This window comes from Polaribacter dokdonensis (genome assembly GCF_024362345.1).
In the GTDB taxonomy this organism is placed as follows: Bacteria; Bacteroidota; Bacteroidia; order Flavobacteriales; family Flavobacteriaceae; genus Polaribacter; species Polaribacter dokdonensis.
In genome coordinates this window covers 2,335,575-2,352,898 of the sequence record NZ_CP101505.1, presented here as the reverse complement: position 1 = coordinate 2,352,898, position 17,324 = coordinate 2,335,575, and the positions used below count along the sequence as shown (strand labels likewise).

9 protein-coding genes are annotated in these 17,324 nt (G+C 31.5%); 3 read left to right on the top strand and 6 right to left on the bottom strand.

The genetic code is table 11. The annotated features are described in order from the left end of the window. Window positions 1–27 precede the first annotated feature (27 nt). Genes LPB302_RS10460 through LPB302_RS10450 form a run of 3 tightly spaced genes read left to right on the top strand, consistent with a single transcriptional unit; the run spans window position 28 to window position 7,374 of the window. Entirely contained in the window at window positions 28–1,563 is a 1,536-nt protein-coding gene (locus tag LPB302_RS10460) for a YifB family Mg chelatase-like AAA ATPase (RefSeq protein WP_053973599.1), read from the top strand. Window positions 1,564–1,583: 20 nt separating this feature from the next. After that, window positions 1,584–4,931, top strand: a complete 3,348-nt coding sequence (locus tag LPB302_RS10455) for an FIDD domain-containing protein (RefSeq protein WP_053973600.1) — start codon at window positions 1,584–1,586, stop codon at window positions 4,929–4,931. A gap of 49 nt (window positions 4,932–4,980) precedes the next feature. Then, window positions 4,981–7,374 (top strand): polysaccharide lyase 6 family protein, encoded by a 2,394-nt coding sequence (locus LPB302_RS10450; RefSeq protein ID WP_053973601.1) that lies wholly within the window; start codon window positions 4,981–4,983, stop codon window positions 7,372–7,374. Between the two features lie 494 nt (window positions 7,375–7,868). Here the strand turns inward: LPB302_RS10450 and LPB302_RS10445 are convergent, their stop codons facing one another. The 6 genes from LPB302_RS10445 to LPB302_RS10420 all read right to left on the bottom strand — a co-directional run bounded on the left by LPB302_RS10445 (window position 7,869) and on the right by LPB302_RS10420 (window position 17,302). Next, window positions 7,869–9,191: a RagB/SusD family nutrient uptake outer membrane protein gene (locus LPB302_RS10445; protein ID WP_053973602.1), complete on the bottom strand. Its 1,323-nt coding sequence runs from the start codon at window positions 9,189–9,191 to the stop codon at window positions 7,869–7,871. An 11-nt stretch (window positions 9,192–9,202) separates the two neighbouring features. Further along, complete coding sequence (locus LPB302_RS10440; RefSeq protein WP_053975292.1) at window positions 9,203–12,370, bottom strand: SusC/RagA family TonB-linked outer membrane protein; 3,168 nt, start codon at window positions 12,368–12,370, stop codon at window positions 9,203–9,205. A gap of 472 nt (window positions 12,371–12,842) precedes the next feature. Then, window positions 12,843–13,607, bottom strand: a complete 765-nt coding sequence (locus LPB302_RS10435) for an SDR family NAD(P)-dependent oxidoreductase (RefSeq protein WP_053973603.1) — start codon at window positions 13,605–13,607, stop codon at window positions 12,843–12,845. Between the two features lie 37 nt (window positions 13,608–13,644). Next, window positions 13,645–14,946, bottom strand: coding sequence for an MFS transporter (locus tag LPB302_RS10430; RefSeq protein ID WP_053973604.1), 1,302 nt, complete (start codon window positions 14,944–14,946; stop codon window positions 13,645–13,647). A gap of 14 nt (window positions 14,947–14,960) precedes the next feature. Continuing rightward, on the bottom strand, window positions 14,961–15,662 hold the full coding sequence (locus tag LPB302_RS10425) for a FadR/GntR family transcriptional regulator (RefSeq protein WP_053973605.1): 702 nt from the start codon (window positions 15,660–15,662) through the stop codon (window positions 14,961–14,963). A gap of 161 nt (window positions 15,663–15,823) precedes the next feature. Then, complete coding sequence (locus tag LPB302_RS10420; RefSeq protein ID WP_082329764.1) at window positions 15,824–17,302, bottom strand: PKD domain-containing protein; 1,479 nt, start codon at window positions 17,300–17,302, stop codon at window positions 15,824–15,826. Window positions 17,303–17,324: the final 22 nt, after the last annotated feature.

The following is a 17,324-nucleotide window of genomic DNA, read 5'->3' as shown; positions in this document are numbered from 1 at the left end:
TTTTCTTTACATTTAAAGAAAAAAAGAATGCTAGTTAAAGTTTTTGGCTCTGCCGTTTTTGGCATAGAGGCTACCACTATTACTGTAGAAGTAAATATAGATAAAGGTATTGGTTATCATTTGGTAGGCTTACCAGACAAAGCAGTAAGTGAAAGTTCCTATAGAATTTCTGCTGCTTTAGACAACAATAATTTTAAACTTCCAGGAAAAAAAATAATCATAAATATGGCACCTGCTGATATTCGAAAAGAAGGTGCTGCTTATGATTTAACATTGGCTATAGGTATTTTAGCAGCTTCCAATCAAATTAAATCAGAAGCTATTGCAGATTACATTATTATGGGTGAACTTTCTTTAGATGGAAGTTTACAACCAATAAAAGGTGCCTTGCCAATAGCTATTAAAGCTAGAGAAGAAGGTTTTAAATATTTTATTCTACCCAAAGAAAATGCAAAAGAAGCAGCTATTGTAAATGATATAGAAATTTTAGGTATAGATAATATTTTAGAAGTAATTCAACATTTTAATGATGAAAAAAAAATTGAACCTACCATAATTGATACAAGAGCTGAGTTTTATAAAAACATCGATTTCCCAGAGTTTGATTTTTCTGATGTTAAGGGACAAGAATCTATAAAACGTTGTATGGAAATTGCTGCTGCTGGTGGTCATAATATCATTCTTATTGGACCCCCAGGCTCTGGTAAAACCATGTTAGCAAAAAGGTTACCAAGTATCTTACCTCCAATGACTTTACATGAGGCATTAGAAACTACAAAAATTCATTCTGTTGTAGGTAAAACAAAAGAAAATGGCTTAATGGTTCAACGTCCTTTTAGAAGTCCTCATCATACTATTTCAGATGTTGCTTTAGTTGGTGGAGGGCAATATCCTCAACCAGGAGAAATATCACTTTCTCATAATGGAGTTTTGTTTTTAGATGAATTGCCTGAATTTAAACGAACAGTTTTAGAAGTTATGCGTCAACCTTTAGAAGATAGAGAAGTTACTATTTCTAGAGCAAGATTTACAGTTACCTATCCTAGTAGTTTTATGTTGGTTGCTAGTATGAATCCAAGTCCCTCTGGTTTTTTTAATGATCCAAATTCTCCAATGACTTCATCTCCTCAAGAAATGCAACGTTATTTGAGTAAGATTTCTGGGCCATTATTAGATAGAATCGATATTCATATAGAAGTAACACCTGTTCCTTTCGAAAAATTATCTGAAGAAAGAAAAGGAGAATCATCTGTAGAAATTAGAAAACGAGTTACAGCAGCAAGAGAGCTACAATCTAAAAGATTTAAAGATTATGAAAGTTTACATTATAATGCACAAATGAATGTAAAACAGATTCGTGCTTTCTGTAAATTATCAGAAGAAAGTTTATTACTAATTAAAACAGCCATGGAAAAACTAAATCTTTCAGCAAGAGCTTATGATCGTATTTTAAAAGTTGCAAGAACCATTGCAGATTTAGCAAATTCAGAAAATATTTCTCCAGATCATATTGCTGAAGCTATACAGTACAGAAGTTTAGATAGAGATGGTTGGTTAGGTTAAATTGTATACATTTGTTTGGTATGAAAAAACATTGTGCCCTTCTATTTTTTTCTTTCTGTTGCCTTTTAAATTTTCATGCACAAATCACTTTATCTCATAATGTTGGTAATACACCCATTAAAACAGATTGGGAATCTTGTGATGAAGAAGAAGTATGGGCTAGAACTTTTACACTTTCAGAATTTGGAATAAATAAAGACGAACAATTTATTATAAGATCTGCACAAGTTGCTATTAGTAATGCACAATTAGGCTCTGGTATCATGATTAGTATTTCTGCTATTGATGATAATTTTCCAATTTCTCAAGGCAAACGTTTAAGTTATAACTTTTATGAAGAAACACCATTAATTGGTGATACTCCAGAAATTATAACTTTTAATTTTAGTACCCCTGTTGTAGTACCTAGTAAAACAACTAGAATTTTGGTGACTGTAGAACAGTCTAATGTATTACAAAATGGTGTAGAAAAAATTCTTATTGCAGGTACTGAGGAAGATACAGACACTTCATGGTTTTATGGCTGCAGACAATATTACACTTTTATAGAAACTCAAAATTTAGACAACCCAAAACCAAAAGCTAATTTCTTTATAAATGTAACTGGAGAAAAAAGAACAATAACCAGCAATGTTGATGAAATAATGCTTTCTCATAATGTAGGTGATGATCTAATTCAAACAAGTATGCCTAGCTGTAGTGGAGGAGTTATGTCTTGGGCACGAACTTTCGATTTAGAAGATTTTGGCATTAGTACAAATGAAGAATTTATCATAAATGCTGGAGATATTGGAATTACAGGTGCAGGTTGGTTAGCCAATGTAACTTATCATATTTATGAAATAGATGAGAACTTTCCAGATTCATTTTCGAAAGACAAATTAATTGGTAGTAGCCAAAAGAAAATTATTAGCGCCTTTTCATGGAGCTCTACAAGCGCAAGAATTATCACCACAGATTTTGAGCAACCCATAGTTGTACCTGCAGATGTAAAAAAAATACTTGTGGAAGTAGAAAGAGGAATAGAGTATGGAGATGGTTTACTCTTTATCTCTGGTACTGAGCAAGAAACTGAAGATTCTTGGTTTAATGGTAATTGTCCTTTTAACACAAATAACAAGTTCGAAAAAATGAGTAATTTAACTACTTATGGTTCAGACATTAATTTTTACATCACAGTAAATGGCCAAGTAAAAACAATTTTCCCATTCGAAATTACAAACGATAATACTTGCTCGAACTTCTCAAATAATTTTAGCTTAACAAATCAAACTGAGGTGCAGTCTGTAATTTGGGATTTTGATGACCCCAATTCTGGCACTAACAACACATCAAGATTAATAGATGTAAATCATCAATTTACATCTGCAGGCATTTATAATGTTACAGCTACTGTTACTCATATAGATAATACTACATATACTATACCTAAAGAAATAGAAATTTTTGAAGCACCTAATATCAATAAAAATGTAAGTCTAAAACAGTGTGATAATTCTGATATTAATGGTTTTAGCTTTTTTAATTTAAATGAAGTAAAAGAAAAAATTATTTCAAATGCTGATGATTATACCATCACCTTTTTTGAAGAAAGATCACAAGCAGCAACAAAAACTTTACCAATTACAAATATTACAAACTATCAAAATGAACAGGTAAGTTCAGATACTATTTGGGCTAGAGCAGAAAACATAAATGGCTGTTATGAAATTAGTGAGGTAAATCTATTAGTTTCTACTACAGAAATTCCCGTAAGTTTTTTAAAGTCTTATTATAAATGTGATGATGGAACAGATAATTTAGATGGAATAGCAACCTTTAATTTTAGTGATATTACTAACGAAATCATTAATATATTTCCAATTAACCAGCAGCTAATTATCACTTATTATAGAAATGAAGTTGATGCATTAGCAGAAGTAAACTCTATCTCAGATATAACCAATTATCAAAATACAGATTCTCCTTATCAACAAGATATTTTTGTTAGAGTAGATAGTCAAGTAGATAATGCGTGTTTGGGTTTAGGTGCACATATTTCATTAATTGTAGAAAAAATACCAATTGCAAATCCTGTAATTATTGAGCCAGAATGTGATAATGATAGAGATGGTTTATTTGCATTTAATACATCAACTATAGAAAGTACAATTATTGGTAATCAAACTAATGTTTCTGTTCGTTATTTTGATGAAAACAATATAGAATTACCAAGTCCTTTACCAAATCCTTTTATTACAGCATCTCAAGGAGTTAGAGTAATAATAGAAAACAGCGATTCAAACGATATTGATGGCAAATGTAGCAGTGAAACCATGCTAAACTTTATTGTAAATTCTGTTCCTGTAGCGAATCCTGTTGCTATTCAAGAAGAATGTGATTCTGATTTTGATGGTCTTTATGCTTTTGACACATCTAATATAGAAAGTACTATTATTGGCAATCAAACAGGTTTAATCATTTCTTATTTTGACGAAAATGGAACAGCCTTACCAAGCCCTTTACCAAATCCATTTCTAACTTCTTCTCAAAACATAACTGTTCGTTTAGAAAACCCAAATTATGACGTTTGTGCTGTAGAGAGTAATATTCAATTTATTGTAAGAGAAAAACCAACAGTTACGTTACCAACTGAAGACATTATTTGCATGTCTAACTTTTCTGAATTAGAAATTATGGTTGATAATCCTAACCCAGATTACACCTATACTTGGAGAGATGAAAGTGATAAAATTATTGGATCTTCATACCTAGCTAAAGTAACTAAAAGAGGTATTTATAATGTTGTTGCTACCTCTATATTTGGCTGTGATTCTGATATGCAAGAAATAGAAATATCAGAATCCTCAATATCTGATCTTACCATCAATGATATACAAGTGCAAGATGATTCAGATAATAATTTCATAAGAATTAATACTGGTAATATAGGTTTAGGCGATTATGAGTTTAGACTTTTAGATAACCAATCTAATATTATTTATGATTATCAAGACAATCCTAATTTCGAAAATTTAGAAGGTGGTAATTACATTTTACAGATTAACGATAAAAATAACTGTGGAACCTCTAATTTTGAAATTTCATTAATTAGTTTTCCAGACTTTTTTACGCCAAATGGAGATAATAGTAATGATTTTTGGCAAATAAAAGGAATTCAAAAAGGGTTTTATAAAGAAGGTATAATTAGTGTATATAATAGATATGGTAAATTAATTACATCATTCACTATTAACGATTTAGGTTGGGATGGCTCTTATAATGGTAAGCCTCTGAATTCAAATTCATATTGGTTTAAAGCTACTTTAATTAACCAACAAGATCAAATAAAGAATAGAACAGGAAATTTTAGTTTGATTAGAAATTAACCTACAATTACTGTATATTTGGTTTACCAAATTGGTAAACCACTTGATTATGAGAAATTCAATTTTTACTTTAACCCTTATTTTTCTAACAACTTTCTGTTTTGCTCAACAGGAAATTTTAGTTTCTAATACCACAGAATATAATGTTGCTATTAAAAAGGCAACTGCTGGTACTACTATTGTACTTAAAAATGGTGTTTGGACAGATGTAAGTTTAGAAGCTTTTGGTGCAGGTACAGAAGCACAACCAATTACTATTAAAGCAGAAAAAGCTGGTGAAGTTATTTTAGCTGGTAACTCATCAATTAAAATATATGGTACTTATATTATTGTAGAAGGCCTATGGTTTAAAGATGGTAACCCTACCAAAAAATCAATAGTGCAGTTTCGTAAAAATTCTAAAGAATTTGCCAATAACTGTAGATTTACTCACAACACAATTTCTTATTATAACCCAGAAGATACTAGCATAAATTCTCATTGGGTAGATTTATGGGGAAAAAACAATAGAGTAGATCATAATAATTTTACAGGTAAAACTAATGATGGTACAACTTTAGTTGTATGGCTTAAAGGTGAAGAACATGTTGAGAATAATCATCAAATAGATCATAATTTTTTTGGTAAAAGACCTGAATTAGGTACAAATGGTGGAGAAACAATTAGAATTGGTACAAGTGCTAATTCTATGAAATCATCAAAAACAATTGTAGAAAATAATACCTTTCAAAATTGTGATGGTGAAATAGAAATCATTTCTAACAAATCTGCAGACAATATTTTTAGAAACAACTTATTTGTAGAGAGCCAAGGAACATTAACCTTAAGACATGGAAATAATGCACTTGTAGAAGACAATGTTTTTATTGGTAATAATGTAAAAAGAACAGGTGGAATTCGAATTATAAACGAAGGACATATAGTTAGAAACAACTTGCTAATAGGTTTAAAGGGTGATGGTTTTAGAGGGCCAATTGTTATTATGAATGGAGTGCCAAACTCGCCTTTAAACAGATATAATCAAGTAAAAAATGTAAATGTGCAGAACAATACCATAATTAATTGTGGACCAATTGCACTTGGAGCTGGTAAAGATGATGAAAGAAGCCTACCTCCTATCAATTCAATTTTTGCAAATAATTTAGTAACCAATACAGATGGTAGTGAAGTTTTAGAAATTTCTGATGACATTAGTGGTATTAAATTCTTTAAAAATATTTTAGATTCAAGTGCATCTGCAGATGCTGCAATTTTTCAAAAACAAACTGTAGATTGGAAATTATTGCAGTCAATACCAATGCCAACTGCCAATAATCCAAGTTTAATATCTAATTATAAAGATAATGCAAGCCCTGAAAAAGATATTGTAGGCTATCCAAGAAAAGAATTGGTAGCAGGTGCTTTTAATCTTGGAAACAAAAGATTTCCAAAAGCATTATTAATTAGAACTGGTCCTTATTGGAAACCTGTAATTGAAGTACCAGAAGTTGTTATTAAAGAAAAAGAAATTAAAGTTGAACCTGGTACAAATACTTTTGCAAAAGCGTTAAAAAAAGCGACTGCTAAAACAACAATGGTTTTAACAGATGGTATTTATTTTATAGATAAAACACAGAAAATTAAAGGTGATATTACTATTAAAGGTTCAGCTAAAACCATTATTAAAGCAAATGATGATTTACCTAAAGCCCTAAACTATTTTTTTAGAGTTCAGGAAAATGCCACACTAAGATTACAAAATCTAATTATAGATGGTGATAATGATACCAAAGTAAAATATGCAGTAGTTTCTCCAGACAAACAGTTAAGTGAAACTTATAATTTATTTGTAGATAATTGTACATTTCAAAACTTTACTAATACTAATGGAGGTAGCATTTACAAAGCTTACGTTGGTACTCTAGCTGATACTATTAGCATTAGAAACTCAACATTTAAAGACAGTTATAGAGGCTTAAACTTATCTTATGAAAAAAATAATTTTGCAAAATATAATGCGAACACTATTTTAATACACAATACTGTTTTTGATAATATTGATGAATTTGCGATTAACTATGTAAAAACTGGTCCGTTAATTAATAACAGTCCTGCTAAATTAGTAATAAGCAACTCTGTTTTTAGTAATGTAAACAACAGTGAAAAAGGAAATATTATTCGATTAAAATCAATACCAACTGTAATCATAAAAAACTCAGTTTTTGAAAACAGCTACAAAATTAAAACACCTGTCAGTTTATATGGTAAAGACAATATTATAGAAAATAGTCTTATAAATTTATGTGGTAAAATTAAAGTAAATAATGGAGCAAAAAGTGTGAATCTTATTTATAGAAGTCCAAAATGGGATGATAAAAACTTATTTATACCAAGTAAAAAATCACCTTTATTAAAATCCAATAATGATATAGAAGATATTGGACTTATTCAAACTAAAAACTAACTAATATCATTATTAGTAAAACCAACTGACCATATAATAAGACCATCTTAAATAAATTTAAAACACCTCATTGAGGTGTTTTTTTATGGCTTAAACTAAACTTTTAACTTCGAGTAGCACATATTAAGTTTATAGCTTAAAGGTTGATTAAAACGTCTTTAAATTAAATTAATCTTTAAGGATAAATTAATAGATGCAATATCTTTATAGTAAACGTTTCAAAGCTGATTTTTTTAACTCCTTAAAGTACTTTTATATAGCATCGAACAATGAAAACAATAAACTAAAATAAGTTAATGAAGCATTACATAAAAGCATCTTTTATATTGTCCTATAACAATTACCTAACAAGTTTTAAATCTTTACTAATTTAGTTCTTAACCTAATTTGTAAGTTTAATTATAAACCAGATTACTTTTAAATCTATCACAAAAAAAACTGGCTTCATTTTCATGAAGCCAGTTTAATACATTTATAAAACTTAATAACAAAGACTAGTACCCAGCATTTTGTGTAATAACACCACCAGTTGCTAATATTTCAGAAATTGGAATTGGAAATAAGTAGTAGTTACTATTTACAGTAGTACCCATTTCTGCGTCTACAGTATTAGTTCTTACTAAATCATCCCATCTATGACCTTCAAAGGCTAACTCTAATCTTCTTTCGTTTAAGATAGCAGTTCTTACATCAGCTTGTGAAGTTGCTGTAGAATTTGCTAAACCTGCTCTGTTTCTTATTTTATTAAGTTGCGTTAAAGCACCTGCAGTATCTCCATTTTCATTTAAAGCTTCTGCATATAATAAGATAACATCTCCTAATCTAATTTCAATCCAATCATGTTCTCCTCCATTTCCACCATCCTTTGGAAATTTAATAGCTGTAGTTCCTGCAGCATCTAAAGTAACAGCTCTTCTTAAATCTGTAGCACCTGTTGCATCACTTGCATCAAAAGCTGCAACCAAATCTGAATCTACAGGAAAATCTGCTTTAGAGTCATCACCTACAAACCAGTTCCAGAAATCTGAACCAAAACCATATTCGTCTACAATTGAACTAGAAACTTGAGTAGCGTAAATAATCTCTGAATTTCCTTCATTTGCAAATCCAAAAACATCGCTAAAGTTTGCTTCTAAGCTAATACCAGCAGCTGAAGCTCCATTTACAACAGCTCCTAAACTTGAAGCTGCACTTGCATAGTTACCCATTGCTGCATATACTTTACCTAATAATGCTTGAGCAGCAAATTTAGATGCTCTACCATTGGTAATAGTAGTTGATAATGCAGAGATAGCATCATTTAAATCTGGAATTACAACATTGTTGTAAACATCCATAGCTGGAACTCTAGCTAAAATTGATGTATCTGTTAAACTTGGAGAAGCTTCTAAATTCACAGTTACTGCTCCAAAAGACTTTACTAATTTGTAATAAGATAAAGCTCTTAAAAACTTAGCTTCTGCTATTTCTGTTGCGTCTGTAGAATTTTCGATTACATTGTTCGCACTTAAAATAGACTTGTACATTGCAGTATATAGTGGCCCAAAAAATTGGTCTTCCATAGTTGTTAAGTTCGCTGTAAAAACATCGAATTCTGTATATGGAGCCTCATCCATTACTGCATTATCTGATCTAAACTCACCCATTACTGCTAATGGTGTTACACTTCCTAATTGATAGTAGTATGCTGCGTTTAATACTCCTGAAAAGTCAGTTAAAGAATCCGCACTTGCTAAATTTGGTGGTGCTTGATCTAAATCTGAGTCACATGCTGTTGCAATAAACAGCGCAGCTAGTAATATATATATTTTTCTCATCTTATTATTTTTTAAAATTTAACATTTAAACCAATTGTAAAACTTCTAACAATTGGGCTAGCACCTACTTGAGCACCATAAACTGTTGGGTCTGTAGTATTAACACCTTCTGGGTTATAAGAAGTATAATCGCTTGCCATAATGTAAAGTAAGTTAGTTGCTGCTCCATATAATCTAATAGAGTTTAAACCGATTCTACTTGCAACTTCATCCATTGTATAACCAATTGTTAAGTTTCTTAATGCAACATAAGAAGCATCTTGAATCATAGCATCAGTTTGGTTTCTGTTTCTTTCATAATATTCTCCATTATGATCAGCAATACCATCTCCATTTGCATCTAAACGTGCATAGTCTAATCTACCTCCCCATTGAGAACCATAGTAAAGTGGATCTATATTATACACTTCTGCACCATGAGAACCTTGTAATTGGAAAGACATATCGAATTTCTTGTATCTAAAGTTCTGAGACATACCCCAGTAAAAGTCTGGTGTATTCTGACCGATTTTTACTAAATCTCCACCATCTTCAACAGTTCTTGTTCTGTCAATGATACCATCTCCATTTTGATCTACAACATAAGACTCACCACTTTGATTGTTTGGGTGTCTAGATCCATCAGCTAAGTATTCCATTTCTACTTCACCAATAGTTTCTAATCCCCACATTTCACCAATTCCACCACCTACGTAGTTTCTAAATACTGGTCCTCTACCACTTTGTCCAAAAATTTGTTGTGGTAATTCATCTAAACCTCCTAAGTCTGTAATTTCTGTATTTACAGTAGATAAGTTTGCACTCGCATTCCAAGAGAAATCTGCTTGATTAACTAAGTTACCTGAAAATTCAAATTCGAAACCTGAACTTCTTACATCACCAACATTAAGAATAGAAGTTGGGTTACCTAATACTTCTGATTGTGCTTGGTTAATTAAGATATCTTCAATATCAGATGTATAGTAATCTAAACCAACTGTAAAACGATTGTTGAAGAATCCTAAATCTACACCAAAGTTAGTTTCAGTATTTGTTTGCCATGTTAAATCTGGGTTAGCAGAGTTAGATGGAATTAAGTATCCTGTTCCATAAATCGTTGCAGAAGGATCTAATAAACTTAATGAATCATAAGAACCTAAGAAAGATGTTGTACCTAAAGAACCTGTACTAAATCTTAATTTTAATCTACTTAAAGTTTCATTGTCTTGTAAGAATGATTCATTATGTAAATTCCAACCTACAGATACTGCAGGGAATGTTTCATATCTATTGTTTGCTCCAAATCTAGAGTCACCATCTCTTCTTAAAGAAGCAGTTAATAAGAAACGATCATCGAAAGAATAATTTACTCTACCAAATACACTTTCTCTTACTCTTGTTTCATCTCTTTCAGTTACTGTAATATCTGCTGGATCGAATAAGTTATAGTTTAATACAGCTTCATCTGGAACGTTTGCTCCATCTAATCTTGTACCTACAAACTTTGTATTTTGGAATTCTACACCTACTACTGCAGATATATCATGTTTACCAATAGTTCTAGCAAAGTTTAATGTAGTTTCACTTAATACAGTAGAAATTTTTAAATCTGCCTGATCCATAAATGTTTGAGAATCTCTTGCTCTTGAGTCAAAACCTAATAATCTATGAGAATAAGTTTGTGTATCTCTCATATCTCCACCTAAAACAGTTTTGATGTTTAATCCTTCTAGTATGTTATACTGTAAATATGTATTTACATTTCCGAAGAATGTCTTTTGCCAGCTTTCTACATTATCAAGCTTTGCTGCAGGACCTGCATCTCCAGAACCACCAATACCATTGTTAGCTCTACCATAATGCCAATCTTGTGCAGCCATTCCTGGCTCTAAATCATAAATACTACTTGCTTCGTAAGTAGAACCTCTATATCCATTATCAAAAGCAGCTAAACCTAAAGCTTGTGCTTGTTGATCTAATTGTTGTACAAATGCAATAGACTCTGCAGTATGATAAATTGAGTGCACACCATATGCTCTTAATAAATCTCTCATGTCATGTCCTAAAATATCTCTTTTAGATACAAAACCATTAAAGCTAATTCCTGCTTTAAATTTATCACCTAAAGTAGCATCAACATTTAAACGTGCATTTAATCTTTCAAAACCTTGAGTTTGTACAACACCTTCTGCATCTTGGTAACCAACAGATGCATAGTACTTAGTACCTTCATTACCACCACTCATGCTAAAATCGTGAGCAGTTGTAGAACCTGTTTGGAATAACCAGTCTTCTGGACTAATTGCTCCAGGAGAATTTTCATATGCACTTAATCTGTACTCTAAAAATGCAGGGTCTACTAAGTTAACTGTACTTGTCCAATTACCAGCTGCAATTTGAGCTCTTGAATGTGCAGCCCATTCAGGACCAGACATTAAAATATTTTCTCTGTATTTATTTGAAATACTTGTGTAAGCATTATAGCTAAAAGTAGTCTTACCTGAAGAACCCTTTTTAGTAGTAACTAATACAACACCATTTGCACCCCTAGAACCATAAATAGCTGCAGAAGCTGCATCTTTTAAGATCTCTAAACTTTTAATGTCATTTGGGTTAACAGTTTCTAAACCACCAGAAATAGGGTATCCATCTACAACAATCAAAGGGTTAGAAGCCCCTGAAATTGATGATGCAGCTCTAATTTGAATTTTTGGAGCAGCACCTGGAGAACCATCTTGATTCTGAATTAATACCCCAGCTAATTTACCAGCTAAAGCGTCGTCCACACGAACCGCTTGTACAGCTGCAACTTCACCACCACCAATTTTGGCAACAGCTCCAGTTATCTGAGATCTTTTTCTACTACCATAACCAACAACAACAACTTCATCTAAAGCACTTGAATCTTCAGCTAAAGTTACGTTTAATGTTTTTTGATTAGTAATAGTTATGGTTTTGGTAGCATAACCTAAATAAGAAAATGCCAACACATCACCTTGCTTAACTTTGATAGAATAGTTACCATCAAAATCAGTTTCGGTTCCTACTGTGCTTCCTTGAACAACAATAGAAACTCCTGGTAAAATTTCATTGTCTACTTCTGTAGTTACTTTACCTTTAAGAGTGTAAGCTTCTTGTGCGTAATTGCAAAAGCTTACTAACAATACAAATAGTAATGTTAATTTCAGTTTTAGTTTCATAATAATGTTAATGTTTAATATATAATTCATCACTTGTGTGACCCTGGTAATACTTTTTAATAATAAGCTTAAATTTAAAAAGGGCAGAAAACAAGGTCTACCCTCCCAATCTTAATTAATTCAAATTTAATCTCATACACAATGTTGTTATTTCGTTAACAATCTGGAGAACCAATTTGGTTTACCATACTGGTTTACCAGATTGGTTTTCCAAATATATGCTTTTTTTAGATTCGTGCAATTATAATGTTAATTTTTTATTAATTTTTTAATTTATTTCAATGAAAACAACCAAATAGACACTTTCATTAACAATAATTCAATGTTTTGGTAATATCGTTAAATATTTCATATCATTTTATATGTCTGATTAGATGATACTTATAAATCATCATGTAGATATGGAAAAGTATGAGCACAAAAAAAGCGCTCTGTACATACAGAGCGCTTTATATATGGATAGTTTTATTTATTAAATACCTAAGGCTTGACCACCACCAACTTGAATAGTTTCTGCAGTAATGAAAGCTGCATCTTTACTTGCTAAAAATGCTACAACACCAGCAACATCTTCTGGTTGACCTAATCTACCTAACATAATGTTGTTAGCCCAAGATTTAAAAACTTCTGGCTTCGTAGATTTAATTTGTTTATGAAAATCAGTATCAATAGTACCTGGAGATACTGCATTTACTCTAATTTGATATTCAGCCAAATCTTTTGCTAATGCTCTTGTAATTGCATGAACAGCTGCCTTAGATGTACCATAGATACCTGCACCTGGTCCACCTGCATTCCAACCAGCATTTGATGTATAATTTATAATTGAAGGATTATCACTTTTCTTTAAGAAAGGAATTGCTGCTCTAGATGCAAAAAATGTTGAATCTAAATTTAAAGCCATTACAAATCTGTAGAAATCTGTAGTCATCTCTTCAAAACGAGATCTACCTCCTAAACCACCAGCATTGTTTACTAGTACATCTATCTTACCATATTTTTCACCAATTTTAGTGATGTTAGAAGTTACTGCATTTTCATCAGTTACATCAAAACCATAGTAATCAGCTTCGATACCAGCATCTTGTAATTCTTTTAATCTTTCTGCTCCTGCATCATCATCTATACCATTTAAAATAACTGTATATCCTTCGTTACCTAATCTTTTTGCAACTGCAAAACCTATACCACCTGTGGCACCAGTTACTATTGCTAATTGTCCTTGCGCTTTACTCATTTTTCTAATATTTATAATTTTATGAACTGATTCTTATTTAATTTGCTTCTCTAATTGGTTCTATTTTCGGACATAAAATCCAAATTGCTAATAAAGCTATAATTGCTAATGCTCCACCAATTAAGAAGGCTGGAGTATAATTACCTCCTGTTGTAATAAAAGTTACTAAAATTGTTAATCCTGCAGCACCTAACTTTGCAGCCATACCTGCAAAACCAGATAATGTACCCACAATTTTACCGCTAAAAATATCACTAGGTATTGTTTGAATGTTACCAATTGCTACTTGAAAACCAAATAACAAAACAGCCATTATAATAACTGCATTTGTTGCTGATCCTGGTGCTTTTAATAAAAAGAAGCATGGAATCATAATTAAACAACCAAGTGTAATTATATATTTTCTTGTCTTATCTACAGACCAACCTACATTTAATCTGTTCTGAGCTAATAAACCACCAGCCCAAGCTCCTATCATAGCACCTACATAAGGTAACCATGCAGAAAATGCAATTTCTTTTACATTAAGACCAAATACTTCTGATAAGTATATTGGAATCCAAACTATAAATAACCACCAAATAGGGTCGATTGCTGCTGAAGCTATTATTACTCCCCAACTTTCTTTATGCTTTAATAATTTACCTGTACTAGGATTATAACCTTCATCATAATTACCATCATCATCAATATCTTGATTTCTTTGACCTAATAAAATGTAACTTTTTTCATCTTCAGATAACCAAGGGTGTGTTTTTGGCCCTGATTTAACAATAAATAACCATGGAATTAACCAAAGTAATCCTAAGATACCAACTACAATAAAAATAGCTTTCCATGCAAAATATACCGATAATAAACCAATAATTGGATAAGCTACAATACCACCAATTGCAGCACCAGAATTAAAAATTCCTTGTGCTAAAGCACGCTCTTTAGTAGGAAACCATTCTGCATTTGCTTTTGCTGCACCTGGCCAGTTACCTGCTTCTGCAATACCTAAAAGAGATCTAAATATGGAGAAACTTAAAACACCTTGCGCAATTGCATGTAACATAGTTGCTACAGACCAAACACCAATAGATAAGGCAAAACCTAATCTAGTACCTATCCAATCAAATATTTTACCAAATAAGGCTTGACCACCTGCATATGATAATATAAATACAGTAGATATTGTACCATAAATTGCTTTATGACCATCTTCATCCATTTCTGGAAATAGGTCTTTAGCAATATCTGGCCATAAAGCTCCAAATGCTTGTCTGTCTATATAATTTACTACAGCAGCTAAAGCTACAAGCCCTACAACCCACCAACGTAATCCTTTTACCTTCATTCTAATTATTTATATTAACTGCTATAACAGTATTGATAAAGCTCTTTAAAGTGCTCTTTCATTTTTTGTTTTGCCAATTGTGGCTCTTGATTCTTTATGGCATCAAAAATTGCTTGATGATCATCTATTCCTCTTTTGGTTAAACCAGCATCACAAACATGATATTTTTGAAAGTTTGTAATGATTTCTGGAATGATAATTAACATGAATGTATTCATAGTACTATTTCCACTAGCTTTAGCAATTGCTAAATGAAATAACAAATCTTCTTGTACAGCGTTTTCACCATTCGTGGCTTTTTCTTTATATGCGTATAAAGCCTCTTCAATATTCTCTAAATCTTCCTCTGTTCTTCTAGTAGCTGCTAACCTTACTGTTTTTAATTCTAATAAAATTCTTGTTTCAACTAAAGATTTAAAATCAGGATCTTCTAATCTTAAAATATCTTCAATCATTCCATTCATAGCTATAACCCCAATATTTGCAACGAATGTTCCACTTTGTGGAATAGATTTCAATAACCCATAAAACTCTAACTTTTCTATGGCCTCTCTAATATTACTTCTAGAAACTCCGAATTTTTCGGTTAGCATTCGCTCAGAAGGTAATTTATCTCCTGGCTCTAAATTCTTAAAATTGATTAAATCACGAATTTGTGAAATAATTTTTTTTTGAATTTGGTTCTGATCTAGTTTTGCTAGAGTTTCTAACTTCATTATCTAAATTTTTTAAGGTTAATTAGTCTATTAAATGATATCTAGTTATCGTATTTTTTAGAGTACAAACGTACTGAAAACAAACATTATATAGTGTCATTTTTTTAAAATGTATAAAATTTACGGTATTGTAAACATTTTATACCTTAAAACTAATATTATTAAAAACCTGGGGTAATAATATCAATATTATCAATAAATACTTCATTACTACTATCTACTGCATTTAAAGCTCTAACATAAATAACTGCTTTGTTAGATGTTGCTTTAAATACAAAACTTGTTGTTGTAAATGTATCATTGCTTGATGAACTCTTACTAGAGTTAAAATCATTAGTAATATTGAAGTAACCATCTGCATTATCTGCAATATTTACTTCGGTTGTAATTTCATTATTTAAGATAAATACTTCTGTATTTACGCCTGCTGATTCTGATCTTGTATCAATAGTAAATGTATATTCTACACCTGGTTCTACTTCTACTACTTGATATAATCTTCTACAGCTATTACTTAATTTAACTCCTCTTCCTCCACCTGCATTTGGTCCGAATTTGTTACCATCACTTGTAGAACCTGGCTGCTCACTTGTACAATAAGTTGCATCTATATAATCATTAAGGTCTGTATTATACCAAATTGCTCTATAAGGACTATCTACTGTTGCACCTGAGTTGTCTTTTATTGTAGAGTTTGGTGTCATATCCCAAGCATCTGCATTATCTCCTGTAGAGGCTGTCCAATCATTAGCAGTACCATTTAAAACAATCGCCTTAAAAGTTGCTTTTACACCACCAACAGGAACTGGTTTTGTAATTGTTCTTGGCACACCTGCACTATTTGTAATTGTTAAAGTTACATCGTAAGTACCTAATTGTGCATAAGTATGAGATGGATTCTGTTCTGTTGATGTTGTTCCATCTCCAAAATCCCAACTATGAGAAACTGCCAATAATGAAGCATCTGTAAAGGTTGCTGTTAAAGAGCTTGTTGTAAATGTAAAATCTGGAATTGCAGCCAATACTAAACCTTCTACTTTTTTAGTTACGGAAACTTGTTTTCCTAAAAAGGTTGTTGCTGTTAAAGTAACATCAAAAGTTTCTGCAGTTGCATAGGTATGAACAGGACTAAAATCTGGATCGTTTTGAGTGTCATCAACATTCCATTCCACAGTATCTCCATCTCCAAAATCCCAAGTCAAACTTTGAGCACCTGATGTTGTATTTGCAAATGTTACTTGAGAATCTACTGATGTAAAAGTAAAATCTACAGAAATTGGATCTACAAAAGCAGAATCTACGGCTTGTAAACCATCTGAACTTGTAGTTGTTAATTTCACATTATACAAACCACCTTCAGTATATGTGTAATCTGGGTTTGCCTCTGAAGAACTACCACCATCACCAAAATCCCAGGCATAAGAAACTGCATCTGTTGAGTAACTTCTAAATACCACAGACAAATTATCACCTGCTTTTGGACTTGTTGTAAATAATGTACTTGGCTGAATGTTATTTACATTTCCTGTAGGAGGTGTAAATTCTTCGTAACCACTATCATAACATGAGACAATACCTAAAAACATAAAGAAAAGCATTAATGTGCTAGTCTTAATTGTTTTGTGATTTCTATTTATCATAATTATTAATTTTTTTTAAAAT

Coding starts and splice junctions, on each gene's coding strand:
- LPB302_RS10460 (WP_053973599.1), top strand. CDS start 28: ATGCTAGTTAAAGTTTTTGGCTCTGCCGTTTTTGGCATAGAGGCTACC.
- LPB302_RS10455 (WP_053973600.1), top strand. CDS start 1,584: ATGAAAAAACATTGTGCCCTTCTATTTTTTTCTTTCTGTTGCCTTTTA.
- LPB302_RS10450 (WP_053973601.1), top strand. CDS start 4,981: ATGAGAAATTCAATTTTTACTTTAACCCTTATTTTTCTAACAACTTTC.
- LPB302_RS10445 (WP_053973602.1), bottom strand. CDS start 9,191: ATGAGAAAAATATATATATTACTAGCTGCGCTGTTTATTGCAACAGCA.
- LPB302_RS10440 (WP_053975292.1), bottom strand. CDS start 12,370: ATGAAACTAAAACTGAAATTAACATTACTATTTGTATTGTTAGTAAGC.
- LPB302_RS10435 (WP_053973603.1), bottom strand. CDS start 13,607: ATGAGTAAAGCGCAAGGACAATTAGCAATAGTAACTGGTGCCACAGGT.
- LPB302_RS10430 (WP_053973604.1), bottom strand. CDS start 14,946: ATGAAGGTAAAAGGATTACGTTGGTGGGTTGTAGGGCTTGTAGCTTTA.
- LPB302_RS10425 (WP_053973605.1), bottom strand. CDS start 15,662: ATGAAGTTAGAAACTCTAGCAAAACTAGATCAGAACCAAATTCAAAAA.
- LPB302_RS10420 (WP_082329764.1), bottom strand. CDS start 17,302: ATGATAAATAGAAATCACAAAACAATTAAGACTAGCACATTAATGCTT.